Genomic DNA, 26,029 nt, shown 5'->3' with positions numbered 1-26,029 from the left:
CCCTTATTCCGCATAGTCGGTGAAGACGAAATCCTTGCCCTTTTCCAGCCCCTCCAGCTTCTGGTGACAGGCAAAGCAACTCTGGACCACGGCGGGGTCGGGATTGGGGCGACCGCCCTCGAACTGGCCATAGCCCCAGCCGCCGGTCGCGGCATAGCGCTTCGCATCCTTGACGCTGACCTGCACATTGGTTGGCGCGCCGGCAACGAAGGATTGCGGGGCGGGAAACACCGCGTCGTTGCGCGGAGAGGCCTGATAGCGCCAGGCCAGCCGGACGATCACCGCGCCATCGGGAAAAGGTCGCTTGCCATCGCGAAAGGCCTTCACCGCAATGGCATTGCCCAGGATCGCCCGAATATCATCATTCTTGCCATTTTCCTGCGCCACGCCGATCAGCGTCCAGTCGCGATAGCCCTTGGGCAGGGTCACGCCATAGATAGGGGACGCCTGCGCCTTGCGGGCCGGGCTGGCGAAGACCACCGATCCGCCCAGCAGCAATGCCGCCATGCCCAGGGCCAGAGTGCCGATCCTTGTCATCGCTTGGCTCCCTCATCCGGCCATGCGTGCGGCGTCGAGCACGGCTTTTGCAAAGGCAGCCGGCGCCTCCTGCGGCAGATTATGACCGATGCCGCCGTCGATCAGACGATGCGCATAAGCGCCGGTGAACTTGGCGCGATAGGCGGCCGGATCGGGGTGCGGCGCGCCATTGGCATCGCCTTCCATCGTGATCGCGGGGATCGTCACTGGCGGGCCAGCAGCCAGCTTCGCCTCCAGCGCATCATATTGCGGCTCGCCTTCGGCCAGACCGAGCCGCCAGCGATAATTGTGGATGACGATCGCAACATGATCGGGATTGACGAAGGAGGCTGCCGACCGGGTGAAGGTCGCATCGTCGAACGCCCAGCGCGGCGACGCCAATTGCCAGATCTGCTTGTTGAAGGCGTTGGTATTGGCGGCATAGCCGGCCTTGCCGCGCTCCGTCGCGAAATAATATTGATACCACCATTGCAGCTCCGCGGCTGGCGGCAGCGGCTTGGCATTGGCCGCCTGGCTGCCGATCAGATAGCCGCTGACCGACACCAGCGCCTTGCACCGTTCGGGCCACAGCACCGCCATGATGTCCGCCGTGCGCGCGCCCCAATCGAAGCCGGCCACCACCGCTTGGCGGATGCCCAGCGCATCCATCAGCGCGATGCCATCCGCGCCCAGCGCCGCCTGCTGTGCATTGCGCGGGGTGGCGGCGTCGCGGAAGACGGTGCTGCCATGGCCGCGCAGATGCGGGATGATGACCCGATGCCCCTGCGCCACCAGCAGCGGCGCGACCTCGGCAAAAGCGTGGATGTCATAGGGCCAGCCATGAAGCAGCAGGACCGGCGCGCCATCGCGCGGCCCCATGTCGACATAGCCGATATTGAGCACGCCCGCGTCGATCTGACGGATCTGTCCCAGCGCAGGCGGGTTCGCACCGGCAACCGGAGCGCCAAGCGCCCGCCCCGCCGATCCGCCAGCCACCAGCGTCGCGGCCATGGCGGCGGCGACGCGAACGAAATCCCGGCGAACCGGGTCTGCAATATCCTGACGCATCATCATTCTCCCATCCATGGGTTGAACCGGATCCAAGCTGGCCGGCACTCACAGCGACCGCTTTCTGATAGGCGCATCGCCAGCGATGCGCCTGTTAATCGCTGTGATCTGCTGTGAGCGCGCATGCGACATACCCCCATGATGGCCTCGCAAAATTTCGCGATGGGCATTTTGACACATCTTGAATGATTGTTCCATTACTCTATCTAGAAGGGCATGGCCCGCCCCAAACAATTCGATATCGATGCCGCCGTTGCTGCAGCCGTAGGCGTGTTCCGCGACCATGGTTATGAAGGCACATCCGCGCAGATGCTGGTCGATGCCATGGGGATCGGTCGCCAGAGCCTCTACGACACGTTCGGCGACAAATGGGGCATCTATTGCGCAGCCCTGCGCCAATATTGCCAGCAGGAGGTTGCCGCCCATGTCGCGGCGCTGGCCAACGCGCCGCGCGCGATCGACGGAATCCGCGCCATGCTGGAACGGGTGGTGGCGGATGCGGCGGCCGGCTGCATGGGCATCGGTTCGGTCGTCGAGTTCGGCTGCACCCGTCCCGAACTCGTCCGCATCCGGGATAGTTTCGGCGCGGTGCTCGCCCAGTCGATGACCGATGCACTGCACCGCGCGCGCCAACAGGGCGACCTTGGCGCGGACATTGCCATCGATCCGCTCGCCACCTTCCTGCTCCAGACCATTTCCAGCATCCGCCTTGCCGCACGGGCCGGCGCCAGTGCCGATCATGTCGCCGCGATGATCCCCTTTGCGATGCGAGCACTTCGCTGACCCCTTTTTTTCCCAATTATGGAACGATCATTCAATATAAGGAGACTGACGATGAAAGCTGTCACCATGCGGGCCTATGGCGGGTCCGATGTACTGGAAATGGAGGCATTGCCCGACCCGCAACCGGGGCCGGGCGAAATCGCCGTCGCGCCTGTCGCTGTCGGTGTCAACTTCATGGACATCGGTATCCGTCGCGGCATGATGAATGTGCCGCTGCCCCATATACCCGGTGTCGAGGGCGCGGGCCGGATCTTCGCGCTGGGGGCCGATGTCGAAGGGCTGGCGATCGGCCAGCGGGTCGCCTGGGTCTATGCGCAGGGCAGCTATGCCGACCGGGTAATCATGCCGGCCGGTTCCGCCGTACCGATCCCCGACGATATTGACGACCGGACCGCCGCGTCGCTGATGATGCAGGGCCTGACCGCCAGCCATTTCGCCACCGATTTCTATCCCGTCCGCGCTGGAGACATAGCGCTGGTCCATGCCGCCGCCGGCGGCCTGGGGCAGATATTGACCCAGATCATCCGCCTGCGCGGCGGTCGCGTCATCGGCCGGGTGTCGAGCGCCGACAAGGTCGCCGCTGCCGAGGCGGCTGGCGCTGAGCATGTCATCGTCGACGCCAATGGCGACTTCGCGGATGCCGTGCTGCGCCTGACGGACGGACGCGGCGTCGATGTCGTCTATGACGGATCGGGACCGGCCACCTTTGAAGGATCGCTGGCGTCGCTACGCAGTTCGGGCACCTTCTGCTGGTATGGCCCGGTGCTGGGCGCCCCGACGGACTTCGACCTCATGAAGCTGCCACGCAGCATCAAGCTCGGCTACGCGGTCTTCTTCGATCATATCCCGACGCCCCATCGCCTTCGGGCGCGTACCGCGCAACTGTTCGACTGGGTGCGCACGGGCCAACTGACGATCGCCCCGGCCACGACATTCCCGCTAGCCGATGCCGCCATCGCCCATGCCGCGATGGAAAGCCGTGCCACCACCGGCAAGCTGTTGCTGATTCCGTGAACGCGAAAGGATCGGCTGCACGGCACGCGCAGCCGATCCTTATATCAGCCCCACCTTCGGCAGGCGTCTTCAGTCCGCAGTCGCTGCCTTCTCGATCAGCCGGGCGACCTCGGGCGCGTGCGACACCATCACGACATGCGATGCGCCGCGGATCACCACGCTCTGCCGCGCCGCTGCGCGCTGCGCCATGAAGGCCATGGCAGCGGGCGGGATGTTGCGGTCGGCGTCGCCATAGATGAACCAGGACGGCACGGTCTTCCACGCCGCCTGGGTCGCGGCTTCCGACAGGGCGGCTTCGGCGATCGGGCGCTGCCCCGCCGCCATCAGCCGCGCCTCGGCCGGCGGCACGTCGGCGGCGAACTGGTCATGGAAGCGGGCCTGCAGGATATAGAGATCCTTGCCTCCCGAACCGAGCGAGACCGGCGGCGCCAGTGCCGGCCCAAGCGTGCTGCCAGGGAATTTGCCAGTCAGGCCGATGGCAGTTTCGCCAACGTCAGGTGCGAAGGCCGCGACATAGACCAGCCCCTTTACATTGGCGTCGCCAGCCGCCGCCTCGCTGATCACCGACCCGCCATAGGAATGACCGACCAGGATCACCGGTCCCGCGATGCTGCGAACCAGATCGGCCACGACATCGGCATCGGCGCGCACGCCGCGCAGCGGATTGGGCGCGCCGACCACCCGATAGCCATCCTGTTCAAGGAAGGAGATCACCCCGTTCCAGCTGGAACTGTCGGCAAAGGCGCCATGGACGAGGACGATGGTCGGCTTGGTTGGCTGCGCCTGCGCATTGCCCGCCGCGAGGCCCGCCAGCAATGCGCCCATGATGAGAGTCCGCATGTCAAATCTCCTGAGGTTCGGGGTTTCAGACGAGCGTAACCAGGGCATCGATATTGCCCTTGATCGCCTTGGAATAAGGGCAGGTGCGGTGCGCCTGTTCGATGATCTGCCGGGCCATGTCGGATGCGAGGCCGGGCACCGAAACATTGAGCCGGGCGGCAAGCGAATAGCCTTCGTCGCCATGGCGCAGCGACACCTCCGCATCGATGGCAAGGTCGTCCGGCAGGGCCACGCCCTTTGCCTTCGCGGCGATCGCCATCGCGCCTTCGAAACAGGCAGACCAGCCGGCCGCGAACAATTGTTCGGGATTGGTCCCCTGCCCTGATCCGCCGGGTGTGGACAGAGGGAGGTCAAGACGACCGTCGGAACTGCGGGCGTGGCCTTCACGTCCGCCGGTCACATGGACCTGGGCGGTGTAGAGCGTCTTGGTGTCGGACATGGCAAGTCTCCTTTTATTGAGGGAGTTCAGCGCAGCGAGCGAAAGGCGGCGCGCAGTTCCTGCGTGAACAGCATCGGCTGTTCCCAGGCGGCGAAATGGCCGCCATCGGCCACCTCGTTGAAATAATGGAGGCGGCTGTAGCAGCGCTCGGCCCAACTTCTGGGCGCGCGGAAAATCTCGCCGGGGAAGACGCTGATCGCGACCGGCAGGTCGATGACGCCGCGCGCGTTGAAGTTATTGCTATGATCTTCCCAATAGATCCGGGCGGCCGAGGCGCCGGTGCCGGTCAGCCAGTAAAGCGAAAGATCATCGAGAATGGCATCGCGGCCCAGCACTTTCTCGGGCTGGCCGTCGCTATAGGTCCATTGCGCGATCTTCTCATACATCCACGCCGCCATGCCGACCGGCGAGTCCACCAGCGCATAGCCGATCGTCTGCGGCCGCGTGTTCATCATCGCGGCATAGGCGGCATTGTCGCGACAGAAGACGGCGAGTTGGTCGAAGGCCCGGCGTTCCGGCGCGCTCAAGGTGGCGGGGGCGGGATCGCCGGCGGCAAGGATATGGGCGATCTCGGCCGGCACGACGGCCGGCATGTTGAGATGGATGCCGATCAGGCCCGGCACATGCTGCAACGCCATGCGCTGCGAGATCACCGATCCGCAATCGCCGCCCTGGCTGACATAGCGGTCATAGCCCAGCCGTCGCATCAGCACTGACCAGGCCCGACCGATATGGTCGGATCCCCAGCCCGGCACGCGGGGCTTTTCGGAAAAGCCGAAGCCAGGGATGGAGGGGATGACGAGGTGGAAGGCATCGTCGGCCGTGCCGCCATGCGCGGTCGGATCGGTCAGCGGGCCGATGACCTTCAGAAATTCCAGGATCGAACCCGGCCAGCCATGGGTCAGGATCATCGGCATAGCGCCCGCATGATGCGAGCGGACATGGATGAAGTGGATGTCGAGCCCGTCGATCCGGGTGCTGAACATCGGCAGCGCATTGAGCTGTGCCTCGACCGGACGCCAGTCATAGGCGCCAGCCCAGTAGCCCATCAGCGGTTCCAGCGTCTGGCGGCGCACGCCCTGGCTGTCGTCGGAGACCGGCTGGGCGTCGGCCCAGCGGGTTTCGGCGATGCGCCGCTTCATCGTTGCAATGTCCGCCTGCGGGATGGCGACGCGAAAGGGCCGAACAGCCGTGTCGTCGATCGCGGCCCGCAGCGCGGACGGCATGGTCCCGGCCGCGCCTGCCAATGCAGCGCCTGCCATGAACCGGCGGCGTGATGTCGAATAGGGTTCCGTCATGTTCATTTCCTCGATCCGGGAAGTCATGGTCCCGGAGATAGAGGAGCGGGCGCGGAACGCCCGTTAGTTGGGATGATGAACCGTTAGCCGTTGCAAATGCGATCCGCCGACGCGCCGCTGCCGCCAACTAACACGCGCGCATGGGACCTAACGGGCGCCCGCGCGACCGGGCGCTACATTGCGGGCAAGAAAGCAACCACAAGGCCGCCCGCCATGACCAGAACCCGTTCGATCCGCTTCATCGCCGCCGCCCTGCTGGCAGCCGGTGCCACCACCATCGCCTGCTGCGCCGATGCGATCCGCGCAGCCCCTTCCCTTGCCGCGCCGTTCGGCACTCCTCGAAAGGCCATTGACGTGCTCGATCATGCAGGCCCCTGGCTGACGCCCGTGCCGGGTGGCGTGGCCTCGCTGCGCGGCAAGGTGGTGCTAGTGAATTTCTGGACCTATTCCTGCATCAACTCGCTGCGCGCCCTGCCCTATCTACGGGCCTGGCAGGAACGTTATGGCGATAAGGGACTGGTCGTGGTCGGCATCCATGCGCCCGAATTCCGGTTCGAGCATGATCCCGCCAAGGTCCGTCAGGCCACAGCCCGGTTGGGCGTGGGCTATCCCAATCTTCAAGACAATGACTATGCCGTCTGGCAGGCGTTCGGCAATCAGGGCTGGCCCGGCTTTTATTTCATCGACGCCAAGGGGCAGGTGCGCGGCTATCGCGTCGGCGAGGGCGATTATGCCGAATCCGAACAATTGATCCGCCGCCTGCTGGCCGAGGCCGGCCACGATCCTGCCGCCATTCCCGTGACGCCAACCCAGGGGAGCGGGATCGAGGCGCCGGCCGACTGGCGTAATCTGGCATCGGGCGAAGCTTATCTGGGCCATGACAAGGCAACCGGCTTCCAATCGCCCGGCGGCCTGCGCCGGGATGCGACCGCAAGCTACAGGGCAGCAACGGATCTGCCGCTGGGCGGGTGGGATGTGTCAGGCGACTGGACCGTCGGATCGGAATTTACCCGCCTGGATGCACCCAATGGCACGCTGCGCTATCGCTTCCATGCACGTGACGCGCATCTGGTCCTGGGCGGCGCACCCGATGGCCACCCGATCCGTTTCCGCGTGACGATCGATGGCGCGGCGCCCGGTGCCAGCCATGGCGCCGATACCGATGCGCAGGGCTGGGGCGAAGTGCGGGAAGACCGGCTCTACCAGCTTGTCCGCCAGAGCGGCCCCGTTCGCGATCGCACCATCGCTATCCAGTTCGCCCGGCCGGGAGCCAGAGCCTATTCCTTCACCTTCGGCTGATTTCCCGGTCCATCTCTCGCCATCCTACTGGTCGTTGCCTTTCGCTAACGATATGGCAATGCAGCAGACAGCGGCGCGAGCGTCGCCGGAAATGGGATGGTGCAAGCGTGGCGGACGGAGAGAAGCAGCTTCTGGGCGAACGGCGCAGCTTCGGCCCCTTCGCGCTACTGCCGGCCGAACGGCTGCTCACCCGCGACGGCATGCCCGTGGAGATTGGCGGCCGCTCCTTCGACCTGCTGGTGGTGCTGACCGAACAACCGGGCCAAATCCTTTCCAAGCGCGATCTGCTCAAGCGCGTCTGGCCCGATGTGGTGGTCGAGGATGGCAGCCTGCGTTTCCACATGGCGGGACTGCGCAAGCTGCTGGGCGAAGGCACCGATGGCGCGCGCTACATCGCGACCCAGGTCGGGGTCGGCTATGCCTTCGTCGCCCCGGTCGCGGTGCAGAGCCCTGCAAATATGGCGTCCCCTGCGCAGGCGGCAGCCGTTCCATTGGCGCCAGCGCATAATATCCCGCCCCGCCTGCCCCATCTGATCGGACGCTCGGATGATCTGGCCTTGTTGCAGGATCGGGTTGCAGACACCCCCCTTTTCACCATCGTCGGGGCCGGCGGGGTCGGCAAGACGTCGCTGGCGATCGAGATCGGCCACGCCCTCGCCCCACAATTCGCCAATCGCGTCGCCTTCGTCGATTTCAGCATGTTGGAAAACCCCGGCCTGGTGCGGCCGATGATCGCCGGCGCCATGGGCCTGACCGTGCAGAGCGACGATCCGCTGGCGGTGATCCTGGGCCATCTGCGCGATCAATCCTTTCTGCTGCTGCTCGACAATTGCGAACATCTGATCGGCCCCACCGCCGAACTGGTCGAACATATCATCGACGCGGCGCCGCAAGTGCGCATCCTTGCCACCTCGCGCGAGCCGTTGCGGGTGCGTGGCGAACACGTCCATCGCCTCGACGCGCTGGGCTATCCCGACGATGGCGAAGCTCTGACGCTTACACAATTGCGCGCCTATCCCGCGATTGAGCTGTTCCTGGAACGGGCGAGCGCGGCCGACAGCTTGTTCCAGGTGGATGAAGGCGATGCGCGCCTGATCGGGGATCTGTGCGCCCGGCTGGGCGGCATGGCCCTGCCGATCGAGCTGGCGGCCGTGCGCGCCGCGACCCATGGTCTGGAAGCGACAGCCCGGCAACTGGGCGAACGCTTCAGCCTGATGTGGCCGGGGCGGCGCACCGCCCTGCCGCGTCAGCAGACGTTGCAGGCGACGCTCGACTGGAGCCATGACCTCCTGCCCGACGTCGAGCGGATCGTGCTGGAGCGGCTCGCCATCTTCGTCGGCCCCTTCTCGATCGACGCGGCGCTGGCGGTGGTGGCCGATGCGCTGGTGGGCGCGGACGATATCGCGGCCGCCGTCGATCAACTGGTCGCCAAGTCGCTGATCGCGCCCAATCGGATGCGTGGCGCGGGCACCTATCGCCTCCTGGAGATGACCCGCGCCCATGGGCGTCAGCATCTGCTCGCCCGTGGGCAGTCGGATTTCCATGCCAATGCCCGGCGCCATGCTGCCTATTATCTGGCGGAACTGGAAGCCCTGCTCGCGCAGGAGGATGACGTCCTTCAGGATCAGCGCCCCTTGCGGCAGCAACTGGGCAATATCCGCAGCGCGCTCGACTGGGCCTTTGGCGAAGACGGGGATCGGCGCATCGCCGTGCGCCTTGCCGCTGCCAGTGCGCCGGTCTTCCTCAATCTCTCGCACCTTATCGAATGCCGCAACTGGTGCAGCCGGGCGCTTGCCGAAATGGCGGACAGCGAACGCGGCACCGCGATCGAGCTGGAATTGCAGGGCGCGCTGGCCATCGCGCTGATGTTCACCCGCGGCAACCGACCGGAAGTCGGCAAAGCGCTCGACCGCGCGCTGGAAATCGCCCGGCGGCTGGAGGATCGCTGGAGCGAGTTGCGCATTCTCGGCCGACTGCACATTTTTCATGAGCGGATCGGCGAATATCAGGTCGCAATGGACCATGCGGAACGAGCGATCGAAATAGCGGAAGCGATTGGCGAGGATGAGGCGATCGGCGTCGCCTATTCCCTGTCGGGCATCTCGCACCATCTGGCCGGCAACCAGATTCAGGCGCGTGCTGATCTGGACATGTCCCTTGCTTGCTCGCCTCCATCGCTGCGCAGCCGGACCGTCCGCTATGGCTTCGACCATCGCAATCGCTCGATCATCGCATTGGCCCGCACGCTCTGGCTGACCGGTGATGAACAGCGAGCCAGGGCGCTGGCGCGCCAGGCCGTCGAGGAAGCCGCGACGCTCAATCATCCCGTGACGCTCTGCATCGCGCTGATCTGGTCGCTGTCAATCCACAGCTGGATGATGGATTTTGCAGCTGCGGAGGAAACGCTCGCCACCTTTGCCGACTGCGCCGAAGCCAATGCGCTCGGTCCCTATATCGCCGCCGCCAGCGGATTTGCCGGCGAGTTCGCGATCCTGCGCGGGCAAGCAGGTGGCGACGCACTGGCCGCCATCGAGCAATGTCTCGTCCGGCTACGCGCTGCCCGCTATGATCTGCTGACGACGCCTTTTTCCATCGCACTGGCCCAGGGCCTGATGTTCGACTCGCGTTTCACGGAGGCTGGCAATGTGATCGACGCCACCATCCAGCGGTGCGAGGCGAATGGCGAACAATGCCTGATGCCGGAACTGTTGCGGATCAAGGCTAGGGTCGCAAACGCGCGGGAAGACAGCGCAACTGCAATTTCCTTCTTGGATGGCGCTATCACGCTCTCCCGTCGGCAAGGCGCTGCCGGATGGGAGTTGCGGGCCGCCGGTGATCTGGCTTCTTCGTGACGGCTGTTGGCGGATGGGTTCGCTTGGGCGTAGGAGAGCCTGGAACGCCCCTTATCAGCCGCTCAGAGCCAGAGTCCGGCGCCCAAAATGCAGACCTTCCGCCTTTTCGGCAAACTGGCGAACAATTTTGCCGTTCTGCAAAGAGAGCCGCAGTAGTCGTATCTTCAAAACACAACCTTAACATCTGACTATAAGCACGGCGACGAAGCTTGCCCGTGATCGTCTATGGCAACCACTATATGATCGGAAAGCCATAAGCCCAGCCACCGTCCAACAAGCGTCATGCCAGCCTCTTCTCCGAGCGACAGTGCGATGTCACGGCACAATGCGCCGAATGTCATGCCGTGACGCAGTTTGATCAGCGCCTGCGACTCGGCATCGTCGATAGTCCTGATGCGGCACTGCTCGCCCTGACGCCACAAAATGACGATATCGGGCATGTCCAGATATTGCGGCGCGGGTGGTTCTTTCTGATCAACCAGAGCCGACCATATGACAAAGCCATTGGTTTGGAGGTGTATAAGGTCGACCGACGACGCGAATGTCAACACCGCGCGATCCCAGTCGACATTGCCCAAACCGCCCAGCCGAACGGCGGGGCTGTCGGCTGCGACGAATAGCTCTTCCAGTGCAAGCTCAATGCCAGCGATTTCCGCTATCTCGGGATTGGCAGCGTGAAGCCGTGCAAGTGTTGCCGGAAAATCGCGTCCATATGCGTCTAGTGTCCAGTTGCTCGGCGGGACGCTGTCGATGTGATGTACGGCGGCATGAAGAAACATATCCTCACCGATCCACGCACGGGTTCGCGGAAAGCTGACTTCCAGACAGGTGACAAGCTGGGTGCGGTAATTATTCTGATAGAGGGCAAGGCCAGGCCCGGCCTCTGCACCGATGCGATCGGCAGCAGCCATGTCTTCCCGTAGCAGCCAGTCTCGCATGTCGCGCTGAAGCGCCAGCAGGCTCATGCCGCTTCCTCCAACTTCCCGGCGGATATCCCGCGCGCGGTGGAAAGCTCCACCAGCAGGTCGGCCAGCGGCGGGATGGCGTCATCGCGTTCGATCATCGTCGCGACCGGTCCAAGTTTCGGCAGGACATGCGCATAGAGTTGCCACACGGACCGAGGCACCGCCTGGTCATGCGTGTCGATCAGCAGATGGTCGCCATGGCTGTGCCCGGCGAGATGAATCTGCCGCACGCGGTCATGCGGCACGCCGTCGAGATAGGCGACAGGGTCGAAGCCGTGATTGCTGGCGCTGACGAACACATTGTTGACATCGAGCAGCAGTCCGCAGCCCGTTCGCGCGCACAGGGCGTCGATGAACTGCCATTCGGTCATGTCCGCCGGAGCGAAATCAATATAGGTCGACGGGTTCTCTATCAGCATCGCACGGCCCAGCGCGTTCTGTGCGCGGTCGATATTGGAGCTGACGATATCGAATGCTTCCTGCGTGTAGGGCAGCGGCAGCAGATCGTGCGAACTGAAGCCCTCGATCCGCGACCAGCTGAGATGGTCCGACACGAACAGCGGCTCGATATCATCGACAAGCGCGCGTAGCCGCGTGAGATAGGCCCGATCAAGTCCGTCGGCGGAACCGATGGACATGGACACGCCATGCAGGGCGACGGGGTAGCGGGCACGAATATCGCGCAGAATATGTCGCGGCCGACCGCCGTCGATCATGAAATTCTCGGAAATCACCTCAAGAAAATCGACCGCAATGCGATGGTCCAGAAAGTCGGCATAATGCTGTTTGCGCAGGCCAAGTCCGAAACCGAAGAAGGAGGGGATCATGGGTACACTCCCTGCTGATTAGGGCTGCCCGACGCGCCTGTGCACGCCGGGCAGTGAAACGTCATTTCGGCTCGGTCAGGCTGCCTCCGGCGGCCTTGCACGCCTTGACGGTCATGGCCTTGAAACCATGCCCCTTGCAGACGTTCTGCCCCTTGCATTCGTTGCTGGCGGTCTTGCAGTCCGACGTGCCCTTGCAGCTGTTGATGCCGTAGCAGTGAACGACTTTCGTATCCGCGCTGTCCTGCGCCCCGGCCGGGGCCGCTGCTGCTGAAACGATCGCGATGGCGGCCGCCGAAGCAGCCATGCCAATGCCGCTGTTATAGGTGAGCATGATGATCTCTCCGAAAGAATGTTAAGCCAATCTGGCCCCTGTCTTTCGGTCTGGAGCGGCCCCCGGTTACAGGGGCGGCAGAAATTTACCGAACCGATGGCAACATGCCGCGCAATGGCGCGGCTTCCGCTTCACCAGCGCAACAGCCGCGGCCCGACCAGCATGCCGAGCAAGGTCGCGAGCAATATTCCCAGCGAATACCAGGTCAGGACGAAGATCGCCGACACTTCGGGGCAGTGGATACAATAGACTGTTGCCGCGAAGGCCCCCGCCAACAGCCCAGCGGCCGCTCCGGCCGCGCGCAACCGGGTCGGGGCAAGCCTGCGGAAGGACCATAGCAAACCGGCGAAGATCGGGGCCGACAGCGACAGGACCAGCCAGGGGCAACTCTTCCAACTATGGCCGAGCCACATTGCCAGCCATTGCGACGAGGGCGTGCGCGCCAGTTCGAGCAGGCCGACCGCCGCAAGAAGCAGGACAGGTATTGCAAGCACCCACAATCCGCGCAATCGACCGCTATCGGGGCGTGCGAGTTGGGCCGTGGTCATCAGCGCGGCGATCGACAGGGAGAAGGTATAGCCCCATTTCACCCAAAAGGACGTGCCCTGCATTGCGATGCCCAGATCCGGGCGGACACCGATCGACGCCAGAATGAGAAGCGCTGATGCGATCCCGCCAGCGACGATACCGATAACCAATCGTCGCGCGACGCTGTTTCGGGCTACCGGGTGAGTATCACTGGCAAGATGCCGGATCAGATCATCCGTGTTCATCGCATCGCCCCCTGCACCCGTGCCATCAGCGCCTTCAGCCCGCGATGCACCGAAACCTTCACATCGGATTCGCCTATGCCTTCCGCGCTTGCCGCTTCGGCGACGCTCAATCCCTCCAGCCGGGTGGCGCGGATCATCCGCGCCTGCTTGGGCGGCAACTGCTCCAGAAGATCGTGTATGTCGAGCTTTGCGATGCTGCTTGCCTCAAATTCGTCGGCGACCAGCAAGTCTTCCAGATCGTCGATCGGCCACAATCTGCCGACACGGCGGAAATGGTCGATCATCTTGTAACGGGCGACTGCATAGAGCCAGGCGGTGAAGGCACGCCCGCGATCGTAGGTCGCGCGGCGGGTGTGAACGGCAATAAGAGTGTCCTGCACCATATCCTCGACATCGTCGTCGGCGCCGCGAACACGGCGTCGATAGAAACCCCGCAGCAGCGGAACAAGCAGGCGCAGCAATGCCGCATGGGCGGCGGCATCGCCGTCAAGCCCATCGATCATCAACGCGCGCAGATGCTCCTCTGTGGTCTGCATTCAATCTCCTCGCCCGCATGTTCGGGCCGGACCGACCATCGGTTACAGCATCGACGGATAATTTTTACGCCGTTCGATTGTAACCGCAGCTTGTGCTTCCCCGAACCTGCCAATGTGACACGGGCTTCCCGCCTCCTCCCCGGTCACCGCGCGGCCCGGCCCTGTGTCCGGGCCGCGCGCAGAGGCGCTGGATCGAAGAGGACATCATCATCATGCGTACCACCCATGCGGCACTCGCCGCCAGCATCGCCATCGCTTCGGCGACCACGCTCGCCGCGTCCGCCCATGCAGAAACGACGCCGAAGATGGAGAAATGCTACGGCGTCTCGCTCGCCGGCAAGAATGACTGCGCGGCCGGTGCCGGCACTAGCTGTGCGGGAACGTCGAAGGTCGATTATCAGGGCAATGCCTGGAAACTGGTGAAGGCCGGCACCTGCACGTCGATCAAGACGCCCAAGGGCAACGGCGCGCTTTCCCCCAAGGCCTGATCCCAAGGACTGATCATGGCGGCCGGGGCACCATTCCGTCCCGGCCAACCTTCCTGGAGACGAATGATGAACATGCCCCTGCAAATGCGCAACACCACCGTCCGACGGATCAAGGCGCAGTTGCTCGATGCGCTATTGCTGCTGGTCGCCCGGCTGGGCATTGCCGCCATATTCTTCCTGTCGGGACGAACGAAGGTAGAGGGTATCATCACCATCACAGACAGCACATATGAATTATTCCGCACCGAATATGCTCTGCCGATCGTTCCGCCCGAGCTTGCGGCAACAATGGCAACCTGGGCGGAGCATCTCTTCCCGATATTGCTGTTGCTGGGCCTGTTCACACGGCTTTCGGCACTCGCCCTGCTCGGCATGACCCTGGTCATCCAGACATTTGTCTATCCCGACGCATGGCCGACTCATCTCAGCTGGGCCGCGATCCTGCTTCCCCTTGTCGCCCATGGTGGCGGCATATTCTCCATGGATGCGCTCATTTTTCCCCGATCAAGGATGTGAGGCACAGGGAGCGTCAGAAATTTTGCCTGACAGCAACCGATATTCTCCCGCACCGCGTTCACGGGAGGCCAGCTTCGCAGCACCGACCGCGAACGCCAGATTATATGAAAATTTGTCGTTGGACCAAGCCGGTTGGGACGACGGCATGATCCCACGGCCGGGCAGTCGGATGCATCACAACCGACCCATGGCGGCCGTTCGGCGGCCATTTTTTGGCTCTGCGGTCCGGACAGTCAGCTATTGGAATTGCCCCCTCGAAGCTGACTGTGAAAGGCCGGCTCCGATGCGCTGCTGCGATAGAGACAGGCGGAGCGCCTTGCTTCCACGCAGAGTTTCAATATTCGACGATACGTGCTACAAGCATGTCGCTGAACGTCGACTTTGACGGCTATTGGGCCGCCACGGCTCTCCCTTTGTCCACTATTGCCCTCATGAAGCCAGGACGCGCGAATGGTCGCGCGTCCGAATGAATGATGGGATAAGGACAGTCTTTCTGATCGCCAAAGCAAAGATTTCCATGGCGCAGACGCCGCTTCTCACCGTGAAGCAGCGATATGGAAATCGCCATCGACATCCGCGGCTGGGGCTTTCTCTTCCCAACGGTCGGTGTCCATCGGATAGTCTGGACGGGCCACGCCGTAACATCATGTGGCCGGGCCGGCCATTTCAATACACATATATAACAGGACATTTTCCAACCGCATGAAAAATACAAGGAGCCAGGCTTTCAGGTGCGCATCGGTGCCGCAGCGCGGGCTCGTACAGGGGCACTCGATCAACTGCGGGCCAAGCCGCCAATAGATGAGGCGGCTGCCGCCGGCCGCTTGGCCAGTCGGCTGGCCAAAGAAGCAGCCAAGCGGGAAAAGCGGCAGCATGCCTTGCTTGCTGCCAAGGCGCTCAAGCATGCGAAGGCGCAGGAAGCGGCCGCCGCAGCAGCAGTAAAGCAAAAGCCGGTTCTGACCGAAGCCGAGCGCAAGGCCGCGCGCGATGCGCGCTATCTCGCACGTAAGAATCGGGCGTCGTCGTGACGGCTTGTAGCGCACCATATGGGCTGGAGGCCCTACCGGTGCACTGCGGCTCAATCCCACCCATCATTTCCGGGCAACAGCCCAATTGATGCGGCATGATGCCGCTAGGACCAACTTCATGAAAACCATATCCAAGGCCGGCAAAGGCGCGAGCCTGCTGCCACCGGGCCACCCGTCGCATCAGCCGTTGTCCGCTACCCTGTCCAGCAGCGAACTTAAGCGGATCGTTGCCGCTGTGCTGGGCTGACTTCTTCTACCGGCGGAGCATTCGCGTCGCCGGCCTGCTGTCCCTCAACCAGGAGCGCCTATGTCCCGTGCAAATGTTAAACCCTTTCTGATCAACACGGATGAGGATGGGAATTACCGTCTCACGACGCGAGAGACGCGCCATAATTCTCAAGGCTATCCGCTGGTAACATCCCAGTTGCAGGCGGAACTTTTCAAGACTGCGACGGCTGCCCGCAATTTCGCGCGCGATGTCTTCCAAGCCGAATCCGGACAATATGCGACCAAATGAAGCGCTATTCTACCTTCGCACCGGGAGGTTGATTGCACTTCAGCGCTGAACATTTTCCGCATTACGCATTTCGCTACTGGCCGCGTCCTCGTCGCTACCACGCTTTTTCGAAAAGGCCTCCGCACGATCGAGGAGGCCGCGATGGCGTTCCTGCGCGAGCCTCAACGCCTCGCTGGAGAATGGCACCTTCTCACCGCGCTTCCATCGCGCTGAAAGATCATCGCTCATGCGCTTGCTCTCGCCATCTACCAGGTCGCTGATGCACAGCGAGGCATCGGAGACCACGTCGGACGTATTGACCGCGTTGCGGCTGATCGCATTGCTCGTCCGGACGGCGTTCGCCGACTGACGATTTGACTCCCGCACCATTGCGATGGTCCGATCATAGTCGGCGCGGGTCTGGACGTTGACGAAGCCGCCGCCGCCGGCATCTGCAACCGCCTTGAGCGCTGCCGCGTCCTTTGATGGAAGTCCGAAACCGATTATATTCACCACCGCCCGTGTGTTGCCGCCATTTATTCGACGCGCGACGGCAACCGGATCACCGCCGCATGTCTCCTTGCCGTCGGAGACGACGTAGATCACCTGTTCGCCGGGCTTCGCGGCAGTGTCCAGTAGCACCTGCGCGCGCTCGAGCCCGGCGGCGAGCGGTGTCCAGCCGATGGCGCGAACTTCCTTCACCGCGGCAGTAAGCCTCGCCCGATCAATCGACATCGGCGCGAGTACGTCAACGCCTCTACAGGACTTTGCCTTGCCAGCCTCGCTATTGTCACCTTGCTGGCCGAACACAAGCAGCGAAGCCTGGACGGTGGACGGGAGACCATCGATGAAGCCGAGCGCGGACTGACGCGCCAGTTCAAGCTTGCTCTGGCCACCGATCGCCCCGGCCATGGAACCTGACCCGTCGATAGCGATGATCACGCGTGTCGGCGGAACAGCGGTGCCGATCGGCCTTCCGCGTTTCTCCAGCACCGCCTTCTCCAGCTCGACCTTTCCGAAACATCGGTCGGGATTTTCGGTAATGAAGACGAACCGCCGATGACATGCGCGAGAATGTCAATGCCGCCCAGGCGTTCGAGAGCAGCATCCGCCAGCGCCTTGCTGCCTTCCGGGGTTGCGAGGTCGGCCTGGACGAACTCCACTCCGTCGATGGGCTCCGGCGTTCCGCGCGCGGCGGTGATGACGCGCGCGCCTCCGGCCAGAAACTGGTCGACCGTGGCGCGGCCCGCACCTTTGGTGCCGCCGCTGACGAGTACGCGCTTTCCTGCGAACTCGGTCCGATCAGCCTTGATCGTCATGCCGTGACCTCCACTGCCTTGATCGCATCGGCTTCGATCGCGAAGCGGTAGGTGAAGCGGATGGGACTACCGGGAAAGTCGCCATGGGCGGGGCCTTCGACGACGACCAGACCATCTTCGCGGCGGATCGCATCCGGTGTGAAGATGGCTTTCACGGCGATGACCTCTTCCTCGAACAGGGTCCGGATCTGGTCGTGGCCCTCAAAGCGCTTCCCATTATCCAGGAAAGCCGCGTCAGCAGCAAACGGCTTGAGCATGGCGTCTGCATCGAGCCGTGCGTTGGCCGCGACATAGTCGGCGATGGGTTCGGGTAGTTCGATCGGCATTGCTATGCTCCTTGCGGTGACGAGGAGAATTTAGCGCCGTACAATGATTGTGATAATCGGGCTAAACCGGCATGTGGCGTTGCGAAAGGCGGGACAATGTCGAAACACGGTTTGATCGAATTTGACGCTGTGCTCGCGATAGCGCGGCGGGCATCGTTCCGCGCGGCAGCGCTGGAACTGGGGCTTTCCACCACTGCGCTAAGCAATGCCATCGGCAAGTTGGAAGGGCAGCTTGGCGTCCGACTGTTCAATCGCACGACTCGCAGCGTGTCCCTCACCGATGCTGGACGAAATTTCGTCGAGCAGGTTGGACCCGCTGTGAGCACTCTCCACGAAGCGATGGGAGCCGCTCGGTCACAGCAGGAAACACCCTCCGGAACTCTGCGGATCAATGCCTTCGCCACAGGCGCACGGGAGATACTCGGCCCACTTTTGCTGAAGTTCCTGCGACATTATCCCAAGGTTCATATCGATCTCGTCACCGAGGGCCGGATTGTCGACATCGTCGCTGAGGGGTTCGACCTCGGATTGCGAACCGCAAACCTGGTGCCGACCGACATGATCGCCATTCCAGTCGGACCTCCGCGCAGTTTTGCCGTCGTGGCGTCGCCTGAATATTTCGAGGCCAACGACAAACCACGCACACCCCCGGACCTACTTCACCACTCCTGCTTGCGCATCCGGCTGCCAAACGGCGCGCTGCATCGCTGGCACTTCGAGAAGAACGGCCAGCCCGTTTTAATCGACGTTTCCGGCCCCATAACGCTGGACGAGGCGAGCTTGTCGCGCATCGCCGTGCTCGATCATGTCGGCATCGGTTATTTCATGGAAATCGATGTCCGGGACGACATCCAGGCGGGACGCCTGATCCGTGTTTTGGAAGACTGGACGCCGCCGCTCGCACCCTTGTGCCTCTATTATCCTAGCCGGCGAAATGCTTCAGCTGCTTTCAGGGCCCTGATCGAGATGGCGCGACAATCACCCGTGTAACCGACTTGCCGGGACTGCTTTTGCCATCAACTGCCATTCTCCGTGCTAGGCTGAATGGCGGTACCAGGGTCGACATGCCAAAATACCGGACCTTCCGCACTTGGGGATCAGGATTAGCACCCTGAGCGGCTGCAAAGGGTCGGCGACGGAAGCCGAAATCTGTCAGCCTGACCATCCCACAGCCTCATGCTTTCCGCTGACATATCGAGCATTGAGCCCTCGGATCACATCATCTGCCAGCTATTTGCCATCGCACGTCAGTCACTGGCGCTGACGTGAGGCTCAAACATCGCTGAGACGGTGCATTTCAATCGATCTCTCTCACAGATTGCATAAAATAACTCACTCGCCTTATTTAGATGATGGGGAGAGCGAGATGACGAATTTGAAGCGGCAACGTGACGATCCGCGCCGGGAAGCGACGCGCGATGCACTCATCGATGCGGCGGAACGGCTGATCTCCGAGGAGGGGCTGGAGAAGACCTCGACGCGGCAGATCGCGACGGCAATCGGCGCGCTGAACACTAACGTCGTGGCCTATCATTTTGGCAGCAAGGACGGGCTGATCCAGGCAGTCCTTCACCGTCGCCTGCCTGGCATCGACGCTCGGCGCGGTGCATTACTGGCTGCTCTCGATGTGCGTGATGAAACGCCCACCATTCTCGATTTAATGACCGTGTTTGCGCTGCCGTTGTTCGAGCAAACCGGCGCCAATGGCCAGCATAGCTTCGTTCGCTTCCTGGGCGCGCTGGAACGCTCCGGCAAGATTGCGGCACGCGGCTTCGTCGTTGGAGACTATCCGCAATCAGAGCGGGTGACCCAATTGCTCGTCGCCTGTCTGCCGCCTGAGACCCGCCATGAGGGCCATCGCCGGCTGCGCTTGGTCTTGAGCATGCTCACGACCGCCATCCAGATGCTTGATCACGACGGGGTGTCGCCCGGCAACACCCGCCACATGTTCGAGAATGCGATTGTCATGGCCGCCGCCGCATTCGGTGCCCCCGCGGCAAAGGAACTCCATTCATGAAGAGCTATTTCAACCGCGCCTGTGCGACACTGGCGATGATCGCCGCCGGCCCCGCTTTCGCGCAGGATCGCACAGTCCTGCCGATCCCTGCGCCTGTCTTCACCGGCGTCATTGCCGAAGAAGCCGTAGACTCGACCCCCATGCCATTCCACTCCGTTCGCCCACCAGAAGGGGCGCCAAATATTCTGCTATTCATGTCGGACGATACGGGTTTCGCGATGGCGAGCACATTTGGCGGTCCGGTACCCACGCCGAACTTCCAGCGGCTGGCGATGATGGGACAGCGTTACAATCGCTTTCATACTACGGCCATCTGTTCGCCCAGCCGGGCAGCGCTGCTCACCGGACGCAATCACCATAATGCAGGCGTCGGCTATCTTTCCGACCTGCGCCTCGGCTTTCCTGGATATGGCGGCGCCATCCTGCCCGAAACGGCTACCATTGCGCAGATGCTGCGTCTCAACGGCTACAGCACTGCCATGATCGGCAAACATCATAATACGCCTGCCGACGAACGCAGCGAGGCTGGCCCCTTCGACAACTGGCCGACCGGGCTGGGCTTCGAGTATTTCTATGGCTTCAACGCCGGCGACAGCGACCAGTTCGCGCCCAACCTGTATCGCGGCACCAGCCGGGTTGACCCGGACGAAGGCGGCATCGGCAACGGCGGCAAGATGCTGGACCGGCGCCTTGCCGACGATCTCATCCGCTGGGTGCACAACCAAAAGGCCGGCGCCCCGGACAAGCCCTTCCTGATCTACTACGCCCCCGGTTCGACCCATGCGCCGCATCAGGCACCCGCCGAATATATTGCGCGCTTCAAGGGCCAGTTCGACCTGGGCTGGGACGAGGTGCGCGCACAGACCCTGAAACGCCAGATTGCAGCAGGGATCGTTCCAAAGGGCACGAAGCTGACGCCGCGGCCCGCCGAAATCCCCGCATGGGCAAGTCTCTCCGCCGAGGACAAGGCCTATGCTGCACGGGGGATGGAAGTCGCTGCGGCCCAGCTTGCCTATCAGGATGAGCAGTTTGGCCGCGTGCTCGATGAACTCGAACGCATGGGCGAACTCGACCATACATTGGTTTCCGTTATCATCGGCGACAATGGCGCCAGCGCGGAGGGCAGCCCGAAAGGGGCGTTCAACGAACTGCGCGCGATGGGCGCGGATGACGAAAATGAGGTCTACACCCACGCCAACATCGACAAGCTGGGCGGGCCGATGAGTTACGGCAATTATGCTGCTGGCTGGGCGCTGGCGATGAATGCGCCGCTGCGCTGGAGCAAGCAATATGCGTCGATGCTGGGCGGCATCAGGGATGGCATGATCTTGTCCTGGCCGGGGCATGTTGCGCATCCTGGCGCGGTTTGCGGCCAGTTCGGCCACCTGATCGATATTGTCCCCACCGTTCTGGAGGCCACCCACCTGCCTGCCCCCACTATGGTGCTGGGCACCGCGCAGAAGGCTATCGACGGACAGAGCCTGCTATCCAGCCTGAACCGATGCGAGCCAGCCAAGCCGCGCACGCAATATTTCGAGATGGGCGGCAAGGTCGGCCTGTACCAGGACGGCTGGTTCCTGAGCGGCGAGGATGGTCGGCTATCCTGGGAGATGGTCCCCCGGAACGGGGCCAAGCCTGCGCTGCAATGGTCGCTCTATGATCTGGATCATGACTTCAGCCAGTCGACGGACCTTGCGGCCAAAGACCCTGCGCGTGTGCAGGCGATGATCGCAACCTGGCGCGATGAGGCCAGGCGCAACAATGTCTTTCCGCTGTTTCATACCGCCGGCCGCGGCCGTGCAACCCCGGCGATGATGAAAGGCAGTGGGCGCAAGCAGTTCAATTACTGGGGCAAGGATGTCAGCCTGCCGGCATCTGCCGAGCCGCGCCTGATCGGCCGTTCTTTCACGCTCGATGCGGATATCGTGCTCGACAAGGCCGATGCTTCGGGCGTTGTCCTGGCGCTGGGCAGCCACTCTGGCGGTTGGAGCCTTTTTCTGGATGAGGGGCATCCCACATTTGTCTGGGCGCGTTCGACCGACCCGGCGGAAATCATCCGCATCAGAGCCGATGCCACGCTTCCGAAAGGCGCGACAACGCTGCGCATGCGGTTTGCGGTGGAGGGGCGTGCTGGTCCGGCCGAGCTGTCCATCAGCAGTGGAACAGGAGAACTCGCGCGAGGCCGTTTGCCTTCAAGCATTCTTATGCCCAGCGGCAACACTGAAACACTGGACACCGGCCGGGACATTGGTGTGCCGGTGACGGACTATCGAACGCCGCATGGCATGCTCGATGGCGACATCTCCCGTATCAGGATCAATCTCGACTGAAGATCCTATTTCATGTCGAGCTTGAACGTATAACCAGAATGCTCCGAACATCACTCGTTGCTGATGGTGCCAGCTGCAAAAGCTGACCTTCTGCAGCTGGGCATCGATAATTGATCTCTGAATGGCAATAATGGGTCGTCATTGGCGCGCGCCCATCTCCACCTCCGTCTCTCCTACAATGTCGGTCAAACAAACTTTATGGTCGTCGAAGCTACCGGTAATCCTTCCGAGCGTGCTTCAATGCAAACGGTCCCCGGCTCACCTTGTGAACGCAGAATTGCCATTGCTCGACCACGGAAAGTTTGCGCCTCGGGCGCCTGCAACGAACCCGTTCCGATTGGATCGGCGCTGCCAAAGGCGATGATTTCGGCAGCGCCAATGACGTTTAGCCTGATGCGACGTTGGTCGTCGGGCAGCCGGCGACCCGCCTTGTCCTGCACCTCGATCGGCACGAAAGCGAGCGATTGGCGGCTGCTGTCTATCCTATGGCGCTCGGGCAGCAGGCGCAGCCTTGCGGCACCTCCCACTGTCTCCAACTTGCGGCGGGCGACTTCCACGCTGCCGCGATAAGCGATGGCCTCCAAAACGCCCGGAGCATAAGGTACTTGCAGTTCCGCGCACATCTTGTCCCCGGCTGCCAAATTTCTCTCGCCGACAGGCTTGCCGTTCAGCAGCAGCACGACCCGGTCAGCCGAGGAATAGAGGCGCACGGCGAGTGGCTTGCCCTCGTTCCCGGCCCAACTCCAGCTTTCCAATTCGTCTGACCAACCCCAGGCTGAGACCCATTCGAACATACCTTCAGACACCGGTCGTTGGACGGCCATCTCCAGCGAGCTTAAACCCCAGGCAACGTCGCGAGCTAGCGATTGCGCCTTCTGATAGCCCAGCAGATCGAGATCGCCGCACCACGCATTCGCCCAGGGCCAAGCGGCAATGTAGAATGGCGGGCTCCCAGTCTTGAGCTGGGCTTGGGCGCCGATCCCTGCTTCGCCGATATAATCCATCGCCGTCCAGACGAACTCGCCCAGGAATGACGGCTCATGACGCAATAATTCTGCATAGTCGAACATGTTCTTGGGAAAAGTCTCGGAGGCATAAACGACCCGCTCCGGATGCCGGGCGAACTCCCGCTGCATCTCCTCCAGCCGATAATTATAGCCCGGAACATCCAGAAAGATGGTCGACGCATTATCCCGCTTCCCTGCCATACCCGGCCGTGCAGTCGCAGCCTCTGCAATCATCTCGGCGCCGAGCACGCCGTTGAGCCCGGCCGTCACCGGGCGCGTTGGATCGAGTTTCTTGACCGCATTGGCCAGCGTCCAGGCCCAATGCACGCCTTCGTCAGTGGCGCGGCTCGGAATCTCGTTGCCGATGCTCCACATGATGACCGAAGGGCTGTTGCGTGCTGGCAGGACCATCGCTGATATGACGTCCTGCCAATGCGCGCGGAACTGAGTGGCAAAGTCCTGCGGTTCCTTGCTCTCATGCCAGACGTCGAACGCTTCCTCGATCAGCAGCATGCCCAGGCGGTCGCATACGCTACGCAGGCTGGCTGCCGACGGATTGTGTGAACTGCGAACCGCATTGAAGCCACGCGCCTTGAGCAGGCGGATACGCCGTTCATCGGCATCGGCGAAAGCGCGTGCACCAAGCAGGCCATTATCATGGTGAATACAACCGCCATGGAGTTTGATCGGCGTCCCGTTGATCGCAACTCCGCGATGCGGATCGAAGGTGACGATGCGGATACCAAAAGGCTGTTCAGTGCGGTCGATCGTCCGACCGGCCTGCCTCAGTTCCGTTTCAAGCGTATAAAGGGCGGGGCTTTCTGGTGACCATAGCCGGGGTCCGCGCACCACCAGCGCCTGGCTGACCTCTGCATCTACCGGTGCCACGGCTTCGGCAATCACCGCTCCATTTTCGTCACGCAGGCGCGTGACAAGGTCCATATCGGCCCGTGCCCCTTCGATGCGAGTGGTAATGTCGATCTCGGCGCGACCTCCCTCGATCCGACGGGTCCAGCCGGCAACGCCCCAACGCGCGATACGGGTGGAGGCGGGGAGGACGTTGAGCGTGACTTGCCGGTAGAGGCCAGAGCCTGCGTACCAACGTGTGTTCCTGCCGAGGTTGCGCACGCGCACTGCAAGGACATTGTCGCCCTTTCGATCGAGAGCAGGTGTCAGATCGAAGGCGAATGGGATGTAGCCGTGAACATTGCCGCCAATATGTCGGCCGTTCAGCCAGACGTCGGTCTCAAGATAGGCGCCGCCGAAGAGTATCTCGATCATCGCTTCCGCTGGGTAACCATCGACCCTGAAGCGCTTTCGATACCAGCCTTCGCCGCCCACCGTGAACCCGGTCGCGTTGCCGCCAAGGGCATGCTTGTCGAACGGTCCCAACTGATCGGGCGGCTGGCCTCCGGGAATGTCCTCGACACTCCAGTCATGTGGGAGGTCCACCCGCCGCCACGTCGTATCATCGAGGCCGAGTGCCTCGAAGCCTTGCCCTTCGCCGCGATGAAAGCGCCAGTCGTCGTCGAACGAAATAGCGCGGCCGACAGAGCCGGCGCTGCGGGACGTGGCAGCGGCGGAGGCCGTTTTGCCCTGCCCCAGTGAAACCAACGCCGTACCCGCTGTCATAGCCAGAACGTTCCGTCGATCCGTTTGCAAATCGCTGTCGATCACCACTCCACTCCCAGTGCGAGGAACTGGCTGTCGATGCGCGCCACAGCGTCGCGTGGTACCGCTCCGAAAGGCAGCAGCGATTCTAGCGAGAAATTGTTGAGGTGGGGCCGGATCTGGTCACCACCAACCCGACGATCCATGCCGGGGATCTCCCTTGTGACGATTGCCCATGCCTGCGGGATGGTCTTGAGTATCGCAATCGGGGTTTCGGCTGCGCTCAATCTTTGCGGTAGGCGTCGTGGCTGGGCGAAATCGGTGGCCGGCGGAAAAAGTGGAGCATCCATGCCTAGTGATCCTCTCCTGCTTGATCTTTTGTGTGTTGCCGTACGTGTGCGACGATGTGTCGTGGCAAATTAACGCTACAATGTGTAGCGTTTCAAGAGGGGATGGCCCGTGACGCGCTCGGGAGAGAATTGAGGATGAACTCATATGGTGTGAAGCAAGGCAGGCCGACTGCCGAGACGGCTGCGGCGATCACCCGCAATATCCTGGATGCGGCGACCGAGATTTTCCTCGCGGAAGGATTTGAGCGGACAAGCATGGATGCGGTTGCGACACGCGCCGGCGTGCCACGCAGTACCCTGTACAAGCGCTATTCCGACAAAACGGCTCTATTGAAGGCGGTGATCGGGCAACGCGTCAGGGCGTGGAGTGAGGTCAACTCCCGCAAGAATTGGATGCTCAGCGAACGATTGGATGAGCGTCTCGAATTCTATGCGACATGGTTATTGACCTGGGCGACCGAAGCGGAGGTTCAGGCTGTCACCCAGCTTGCTACCCATGCTTGGCCCGATGATGCGGCCGAACGCTATGCCGTCCTCGGTCACACCGAAATGATCGATTACATCGCGCTCGACATCAAGACATTCGCGCAGAATGAGTTTGCGGATGCCTACAAGGCTGCGACGACATTCATGGCGATGCTCTCGGGGATCCTTGCATTCCGCTCCAGCAGGAAGCCACTGTCCGATGCAGAAGCCAGTGAGCATGCTGGATATCTCGTAGGTATTTTCTGCAATGGCCGAAACGGTTGGTAAGCGAGGGACGAGCGCTCACCATGGGAAAAGGCTGCCGGTCCGTATTCTGGAAACGAAAAATCGGAAATGAGTGACCAATAAGGGTCGACCTCAGCGCGGCAGCTGGGACGAATGGCCGGCTCGAGGATCTGGAGGAGCGACCGCGTCTTTGATACACCAACCACCCCGACAGATCCTAGATCGGGAACGACCGCGAAAATCTTGTCCCTCCTGAGACGGGACAACCGCTTCGTGGCCAGCAATACGC

General features: G+C 62.5%; 28 protein-coding genes. 13 read left to right on the top strand and 15 right to left on the bottom strand.

Annotated elements, in window-relative coordinates; translation table 11 throughout:
- Positions 1–3: 3 nt before the first annotated feature.
- The gene (locus PMI04_RS10380; protein WP_007712175.1) at positions 4–537 is read right to left on the bottom strand and encodes a cytochrome P460 family protein; all 534 of its coding nucleotides are present in this window, start codon (positions 535–537) and stop codon (positions 4–6) included.
- A 12-nt stretch (positions 538–549) separates the two neighbouring features.
- The gene (locus PMI04_RS10375) at positions 550–1,584 is read right to left on the bottom strand and encodes an alpha/beta hydrolase (RefSeq protein WP_007712174.1); all 1,035 of its coding nucleotides are present in this window, start codon (positions 1,582–1,584) and stop codon (positions 550–552) included.
- 216 nt (positions 1,585–1,800) lie between these two features.
- Between PMI04_RS10375 and PMI04_RS10370 the strand changes: the two genes are divergently transcribed.
- On the top strand, positions 1,801–2,367 hold the full coding sequence (locus PMI04_RS10370) for a TetR/AcrR family transcriptional regulator (RefSeq protein WP_007712173.1): 567 nt from the start codon (positions 1,801–1,803) through the stop codon (positions 2,365–2,367).
- Between the two features lie 51 nt (positions 2,368–2,418).
- The gene (locus PMI04_RS10365; protein WP_007712172.1) at positions 2,419–3,381 is read left to right on the top strand and encodes a quinone oxidoreductase; all 963 of its coding nucleotides are present in this window, start codon (positions 2,419–2,421) and stop codon (positions 3,379–3,381) included.
- A gap of 69 nt (positions 3,382–3,450) precedes the next feature.
- On the opposite strand, the gene PMI04_RS10360 is transcribed toward PMI04_RS10365, so the two are convergent.
- The 3 genes from PMI04_RS10360 to PMI04_RS10350 are packed head-to-tail and all read right to left on the bottom strand — an operon-like array spanning position 3,451 to position 5,958.
- Positions 3,451–4,221 carry an alpha/beta hydrolase gene (locus tag PMI04_RS10360; protein WP_007712170.1) on the bottom strand — a complete coding sequence of 257 codons (771 nt, stop codon included), beginning with the start codon at positions 4,219–4,221 and terminating at the stop codon, positions 3,451–3,453.
- Between the two features lie 25 nt (positions 4,222–4,246).
- On the bottom strand, positions 4,247–4,660 hold the full coding sequence (locus PMI04_RS10355) for an organic hydroperoxide resistance protein (protein ID WP_007712168.1): 414 nt from the start codon (positions 4,658–4,660) through the stop codon (positions 4,247–4,249).
- A gap of 26 nt (positions 4,661–4,686) precedes the next feature.
- On the bottom strand, positions 4,687–5,958 hold the full coding sequence (locus tag PMI04_RS10350; protein WP_007712166.1) for an epoxide hydrolase family protein: 1,272 nt from the start codon (positions 5,956–5,958) through the stop codon (positions 4,687–4,689).
- 213 nt (positions 5,959–6,171) lie between these two features.
- Here PMI04_RS10350 and PMI04_RS10345 point away from each other — a divergent pair, with 213 nt between their 5' ends.
- Entirely contained in the window at positions 6,172–7,257 is a 1,086-nt protein-coding gene (locus tag PMI04_RS10345; protein ID WP_007712164.1) for a redoxin family protein, read from the top strand.
- 107 nt (positions 7,258–7,364) lie between these two features.
- On the top strand, positions 7,365–10,109 hold the full coding sequence (locus PMI04_RS10340) for a winged helix-turn-helix domain-containing protein (protein ID WP_007712162.1): 2,745 nt from the start codon (positions 7,365–7,367) through the stop codon (positions 10,107–10,109).
- Positions 10,110–10,297: 188 nt separating this feature from the next.
- On the opposite strand, the gene PMI04_RS10335 is transcribed toward PMI04_RS10340, so the two are convergent.
- The 5 genes from PMI04_RS10335 to PMI04_RS10315 all read right to left on the bottom strand — a co-directional run bounded on the left by PMI04_RS10335 (position 10,298) and on the right by PMI04_RS10315 (position 13,541).
- Positions 10,298–11,074, bottom strand: coding sequence for a DNA-binding domain-containing protein (locus tag PMI04_RS10335; RefSeq protein ID WP_007712159.1), 777 nt, complete (start codon positions 11,072–11,074; stop codon positions 10,298–10,300).
- On the bottom strand, positions 11,071–11,901 hold the full coding sequence (locus tag PMI04_RS10330) for a DUF692 domain-containing protein (RefSeq protein WP_007712157.1): 831 nt from the start codon (positions 11,899–11,901) through the stop codon (positions 11,071–11,073). The genes PMI04_RS10335 and PMI04_RS10330 overlap by 4 nt, the downstream gene beginning before the upstream one ends.
- A 61-nt stretch (positions 11,902–11,962) precedes the next feature.
- Complete coding sequence (locus PMI04_RS10325; RefSeq protein WP_007712154.1) at positions 11,963–12,232, bottom strand: hypothetical protein; 270 nt, start codon at positions 12,230–12,232, stop codon at positions 11,963–11,965.
- 131 nt (positions 12,233–12,363) lie between these two features.
- Positions 12,364–13,005, bottom strand: coding sequence for a DUF1109 domain-containing protein (locus PMI04_RS10320; protein WP_007712152.1), 642 nt, complete (start codon positions 13,003–13,005; stop codon positions 12,364–12,366).
- The gene (locus tag PMI04_RS10315; protein ID WP_007712148.1) at positions 13,002–13,541 is read right to left on the bottom strand and encodes a sigma-70 family RNA polymerase sigma factor; all 540 of its coding nucleotides are present in this window, start codon (positions 13,539–13,541) and stop codon (positions 13,002–13,004) included. Before PMI04_RS10315 ends, PMI04_RS10320 begins: the two co-directional genes overlap by 4 nt.
- A gap of 212 nt (positions 13,542–13,753) precedes the next feature.
- Between PMI04_RS10315 and PMI04_RS10310 the strand changes: the two genes are divergently transcribed.
- The 5 genes from PMI04_RS10310 to PMI04_RS10290 all read left to right on the top strand — a co-directional run bounded on the left by PMI04_RS10310 (position 13,754) and on the right by PMI04_RS10290 (position 16,090).
- A complete protein-coding gene (locus tag PMI04_RS10310) occupies positions 13,754–14,029 on the top strand; it encodes a DUF2282 domain-containing protein (RefSeq protein WP_007712145.1) in 276 nt (91 codons plus the stop codon).
- Positions 14,030–14,095: 66 nt separating this feature from the next.
- A complete protein-coding gene (locus tag PMI04_RS10305) occupies positions 14,096–14,545 on the top strand; it encodes a DoxX family protein (RefSeq protein WP_007712142.1) in 450 nt (149 codons plus the stop codon).
- A 731-nt stretch (positions 14,546–15,276) separates the two neighbouring features.
- Positions 15,277–15,573 (top strand): DUF6481 family protein, encoded by a 297-nt coding sequence (locus PMI04_RS10300; protein ID WP_349293596.1) that lies wholly within the window; start codon positions 15,277–15,279, stop codon positions 15,571–15,573.
- Positions 15,574–15,691: 118 nt separating this feature from the next.
- Complete coding sequence (locus PMI04_RS10295; protein WP_007705239.1) at positions 15,692–15,820, top strand: hypothetical protein; 129 nt, start codon at positions 15,692–15,694, stop codon at positions 15,818–15,820.
- A 60-nt stretch (positions 15,821–15,880) separates the two neighbouring features.
- Complete coding sequence (locus PMI04_RS10290) at positions 15,881–16,090, top strand: hypothetical protein (RefSeq protein WP_007705238.1); 210 nt, start codon at positions 15,881–15,883, stop codon at positions 16,088–16,090.
- Positions 16,091–16,129: 39 nt separating this feature from the next.
- Here PMI04_RS10290 and PMI04_RS10285 read toward each other — a convergent pair whose 3' ends face one another.
- Genes PMI04_RS10285 through PMI04_RS10275 form a run of 3 tightly spaced genes read right to left on the bottom strand, consistent with a single transcriptional unit; the run spans position 16,130 to position 17,714 of the window.
- Positions 16,130–17,062, bottom strand: a complete 933-nt coding sequence (locus tag PMI04_RS10285) for a VWA domain-containing protein (protein WP_007705237.1) — start codon at positions 17,060–17,062, stop codon at positions 16,130–16,132.
- Entirely contained in the window at positions 17,008–17,388 is a 381-nt protein-coding gene (locus PMI04_RS10280; protein WP_007705232.1) for an SDR family NAD(P)-dependent oxidoreductase, read from the bottom strand. Before PMI04_RS10280 ends, PMI04_RS10285 begins: the two co-directional genes overlap by 55 nt.
- A complete protein-coding gene (locus PMI04_RS10275) occupies positions 17,385–17,714 on the bottom strand; it encodes a nuclear transport factor 2 family protein (protein ID WP_007705231.1) in 330 nt (109 codons plus the stop codon). The genes PMI04_RS10280 and PMI04_RS10275 overlap by 4 nt, the downstream gene beginning before the upstream one ends.
- 96 nt (positions 17,715–17,810) lie before the next feature.
- Between PMI04_RS10275 and PMI04_RS10270 the strand changes: the two genes are divergently transcribed.
- The 3 genes from PMI04_RS10270 (at position 17,811) to PMI04_RS10260 (ending at position 22,061) form a co-directional block, all read left to right on the top strand.
- Positions 17,811–18,704, top strand: a complete 894-nt coding sequence (locus PMI04_RS10270; RefSeq protein WP_007705230.1) for a LysR family transcriptional regulator — start codon at positions 17,811–17,813, stop codon at positions 18,702–18,704.
- 376 nt (positions 18,705–19,080) lie between these two features.
- Complete coding sequence (locus PMI04_RS10265; RefSeq protein ID WP_007705226.1) at positions 19,081–19,731, top strand: helix-turn-helix domain-containing protein; 651 nt, start codon at positions 19,081–19,083, stop codon at positions 19,729–19,731.
- Positions 19,728–22,061, top strand: coding sequence for an arylsulfatase (locus tag PMI04_RS10260; protein ID WP_007705222.1), 2,334 nt, complete (start codon positions 19,728–19,730; stop codon positions 22,059–22,061). The genes PMI04_RS10265 and PMI04_RS10260 overlap by 4 nt, the downstream gene beginning before the upstream one ends.
- A gap of 185 nt (positions 22,062–22,246) precedes the next feature.
- Here PMI04_RS10260 and PMI04_RS10255 read toward each other — a convergent pair whose 3' ends face one another.
- Both PMI04_RS10255 and PMI04_RS10250 read right to left on the bottom strand, forming a co-directional pair.
- Positions 22,247–24,745, bottom strand: coding sequence for a glycoside hydrolase family 2 TIM barrel-domain containing protein (locus PMI04_RS10255; RefSeq protein WP_007705219.1), 2,499 nt, complete (start codon positions 24,743–24,745; stop codon positions 22,247–22,249).
- Positions 24,742–25,029 (bottom strand): hypothetical protein, encoded by a 288-nt coding sequence (locus tag PMI04_RS10250; RefSeq protein ID WP_007705209.1) that lies wholly within the window; start codon positions 25,027–25,029, stop codon positions 24,742–24,744. The genes PMI04_RS10255 and PMI04_RS10250 overlap by 4 nt, the downstream gene beginning before the upstream one ends.
- 102 nt (positions 25,030–25,131) lie before the next feature.
- Between PMI04_RS10250 and PMI04_RS10245 the strand changes: the two genes are divergently transcribed.
- Positions 25,132–25,782: a TetR/AcrR family transcriptional regulator gene (locus PMI04_RS10245; RefSeq protein ID WP_157178062.1), complete on the top strand. Its 651-nt coding sequence runs from the start codon at positions 25,132–25,134 to the stop codon at positions 25,780–25,782.
- The last annotated feature ends 247 nt before the right edge of the window (positions 25,783–26,029 follow it).

The sequence above is a fragment of the Sphingobium sp. AP49 genome (assembly GCF_000281715.2).
Classification (GTDB): domain Bacteria; phylum Pseudomonadota; class Alphaproteobacteria; order Sphingomonadales; family Sphingomonadaceae; genus Sphingobium.
The sequence above is the reverse complement of the archived record's forward strand: the minus strand, read 5'-3'. Positions and strand labels throughout refer to the sequence as shown.

Bases quoted from the DNA above. Each gene is read 5' to 3' on its own strand.
- PMI04_RS10380 (WP_007712175.1), bottom strand. From the start codon at position 537: ATGACAAGGATCGGCACTCTGGCCCTGGGCATGGCGGCATTGCTGCTG.
- PMI04_RS10375 (WP_007712174.1), bottom strand. From the start codon at position 1,584: ATGCGTCAGGATATTGCAGACCCGGTTCGCCGGGATTTCGTTCGCGTC.
- PMI04_RS10370 (WP_007712173.1), top strand. From the start codon at position 1,801: ATGGCCCGCCCCAAACAATTCGATATCGATGCCGCCGTTGCTGCAGCC.
- PMI04_RS10365 (WP_007712172.1), top strand. From the start codon at position 2,419: ATGAAAGCTGTCACCATGCGGGCCTATGGCGGGTCCGATGTACTGGAA.
- PMI04_RS10360 (WP_007712170.1), bottom strand. From the start codon at position 4,221: ATGCGGACTCTCATCATGGGCGCATTGCTGGCGGGCCTCGCGGCGGGC.
- PMI04_RS10355 (WP_007712168.1), bottom strand. From the start codon at position 4,660: ATGTCCGACACCAAGACGCTCTACACCGCCCAGGTCCATGTGACCGGC.
- PMI04_RS10350 (WP_007712166.1), bottom strand. From the start codon at position 5,958: ATGACGGAACCCTATTCGACATCACGCCGCCGGTTCATGGCAGGCGCT.
- PMI04_RS10345 (WP_007712164.1), top strand. From the start codon at position 6,172: ATGACCAGAACCCGTTCGATCCGCTTCATCGCCGCCGCCCTGCTGGCA.
- PMI04_RS10335 (WP_007712159.1), bottom strand. From the start codon at position 11,074: ATGAGCCTGCTGGCGCTTCAGCGCGACATGCGAGACTGGCTGCTACGG.
- PMI04_RS10330 (WP_007712157.1), bottom strand. From the start codon at position 11,901: ATGATCCCCTCCTTCTTCGGTTTCGGACTTGGCCTGCGCAAACAGCAT.
- PMI04_RS10325 (WP_007712154.1), bottom strand. From the start codon at position 12,232: ATGCTCACCTATAACAGCGGCATTGGCATGGCTGCTTCGGCGGCCGCC.
- PMI04_RS10320 (WP_007712152.1), bottom strand. From the start codon at position 13,005: ATGAACACGGATGATCTGATCCGGCATCTTGCCAGTGATACTCACCCG.
- PMI04_RS10315 (WP_007712148.1), bottom strand. From the start codon at position 13,541: ATGCAGACCACAGAGGAGCATCTGCGCGCGTTGATGATCGATGGGCTT.
- PMI04_RS10310 (WP_007712145.1), top strand. From the start codon at position 13,754: ATGCGTACCACCCATGCGGCACTCGCCGCCAGCATCGCCATCGCTTCG.
- PMI04_RS10305 (WP_007712142.1), top strand. From the start codon at position 14,096: ATGAACATGCCCCTGCAAATGCGCAACACCACCGTCCGACGGATCAAG.
- PMI04_RS10295 (WP_007705239.1), top strand. From the start codon at position 15,692: ATGAAAACCATATCCAAGGCCGGCAAAGGCGCGAGCCTGCTGCCACCG.
- PMI04_RS10290 (WP_007705238.1), top strand. From the start codon at position 15,881: ATGTCCCGTGCAAATGTTAAACCCTTTCTGATCAACACGGATGAGGAT.
- PMI04_RS10280 (WP_007705232.1), bottom strand. From the start codon at position 17,388: ATGACGATCAAGGCTGATCGGACCGAGTTCGCAGGAAAGCGCGTACTC.
- PMI04_RS10275 (WP_007705231.1), bottom strand. From the start codon at position 17,714: ATGCCGATCGAACTACCCGAACCCATCGCCGACTATGTCGCGGCCAAC.
- PMI04_RS10270 (WP_007705230.1), top strand. From the start codon at position 17,811: ATGTCGAAACACGGTTTGATCGAATTTGACGCTGTGCTCGCGATAGCG.
- PMI04_RS10265 (WP_007705226.1), top strand. From the start codon at position 19,081: ATGACGAATTTGAAGCGGCAACGTGACGATCCGCGCCGGGAAGCGACG.
- PMI04_RS10260 (WP_007705222.1), top strand. From the start codon at position 19,728: ATGAAGAGCTATTTCAACCGCGCCTGTGCGACACTGGCGATGATCGCC.
- PMI04_RS10250 (WP_007705209.1), bottom strand. From the start codon at position 25,029: ATGGATGCTCCACTTTTTCCGCCGGCCACCGATTTCGCCCAGCCACGA.
- PMI04_RS10245 (WP_157178062.1), top strand. From the start codon at position 25,132: ATGGCCCGTGACGCGCTCGGGAGAGAATTGAGGATGAACTCATATGGT.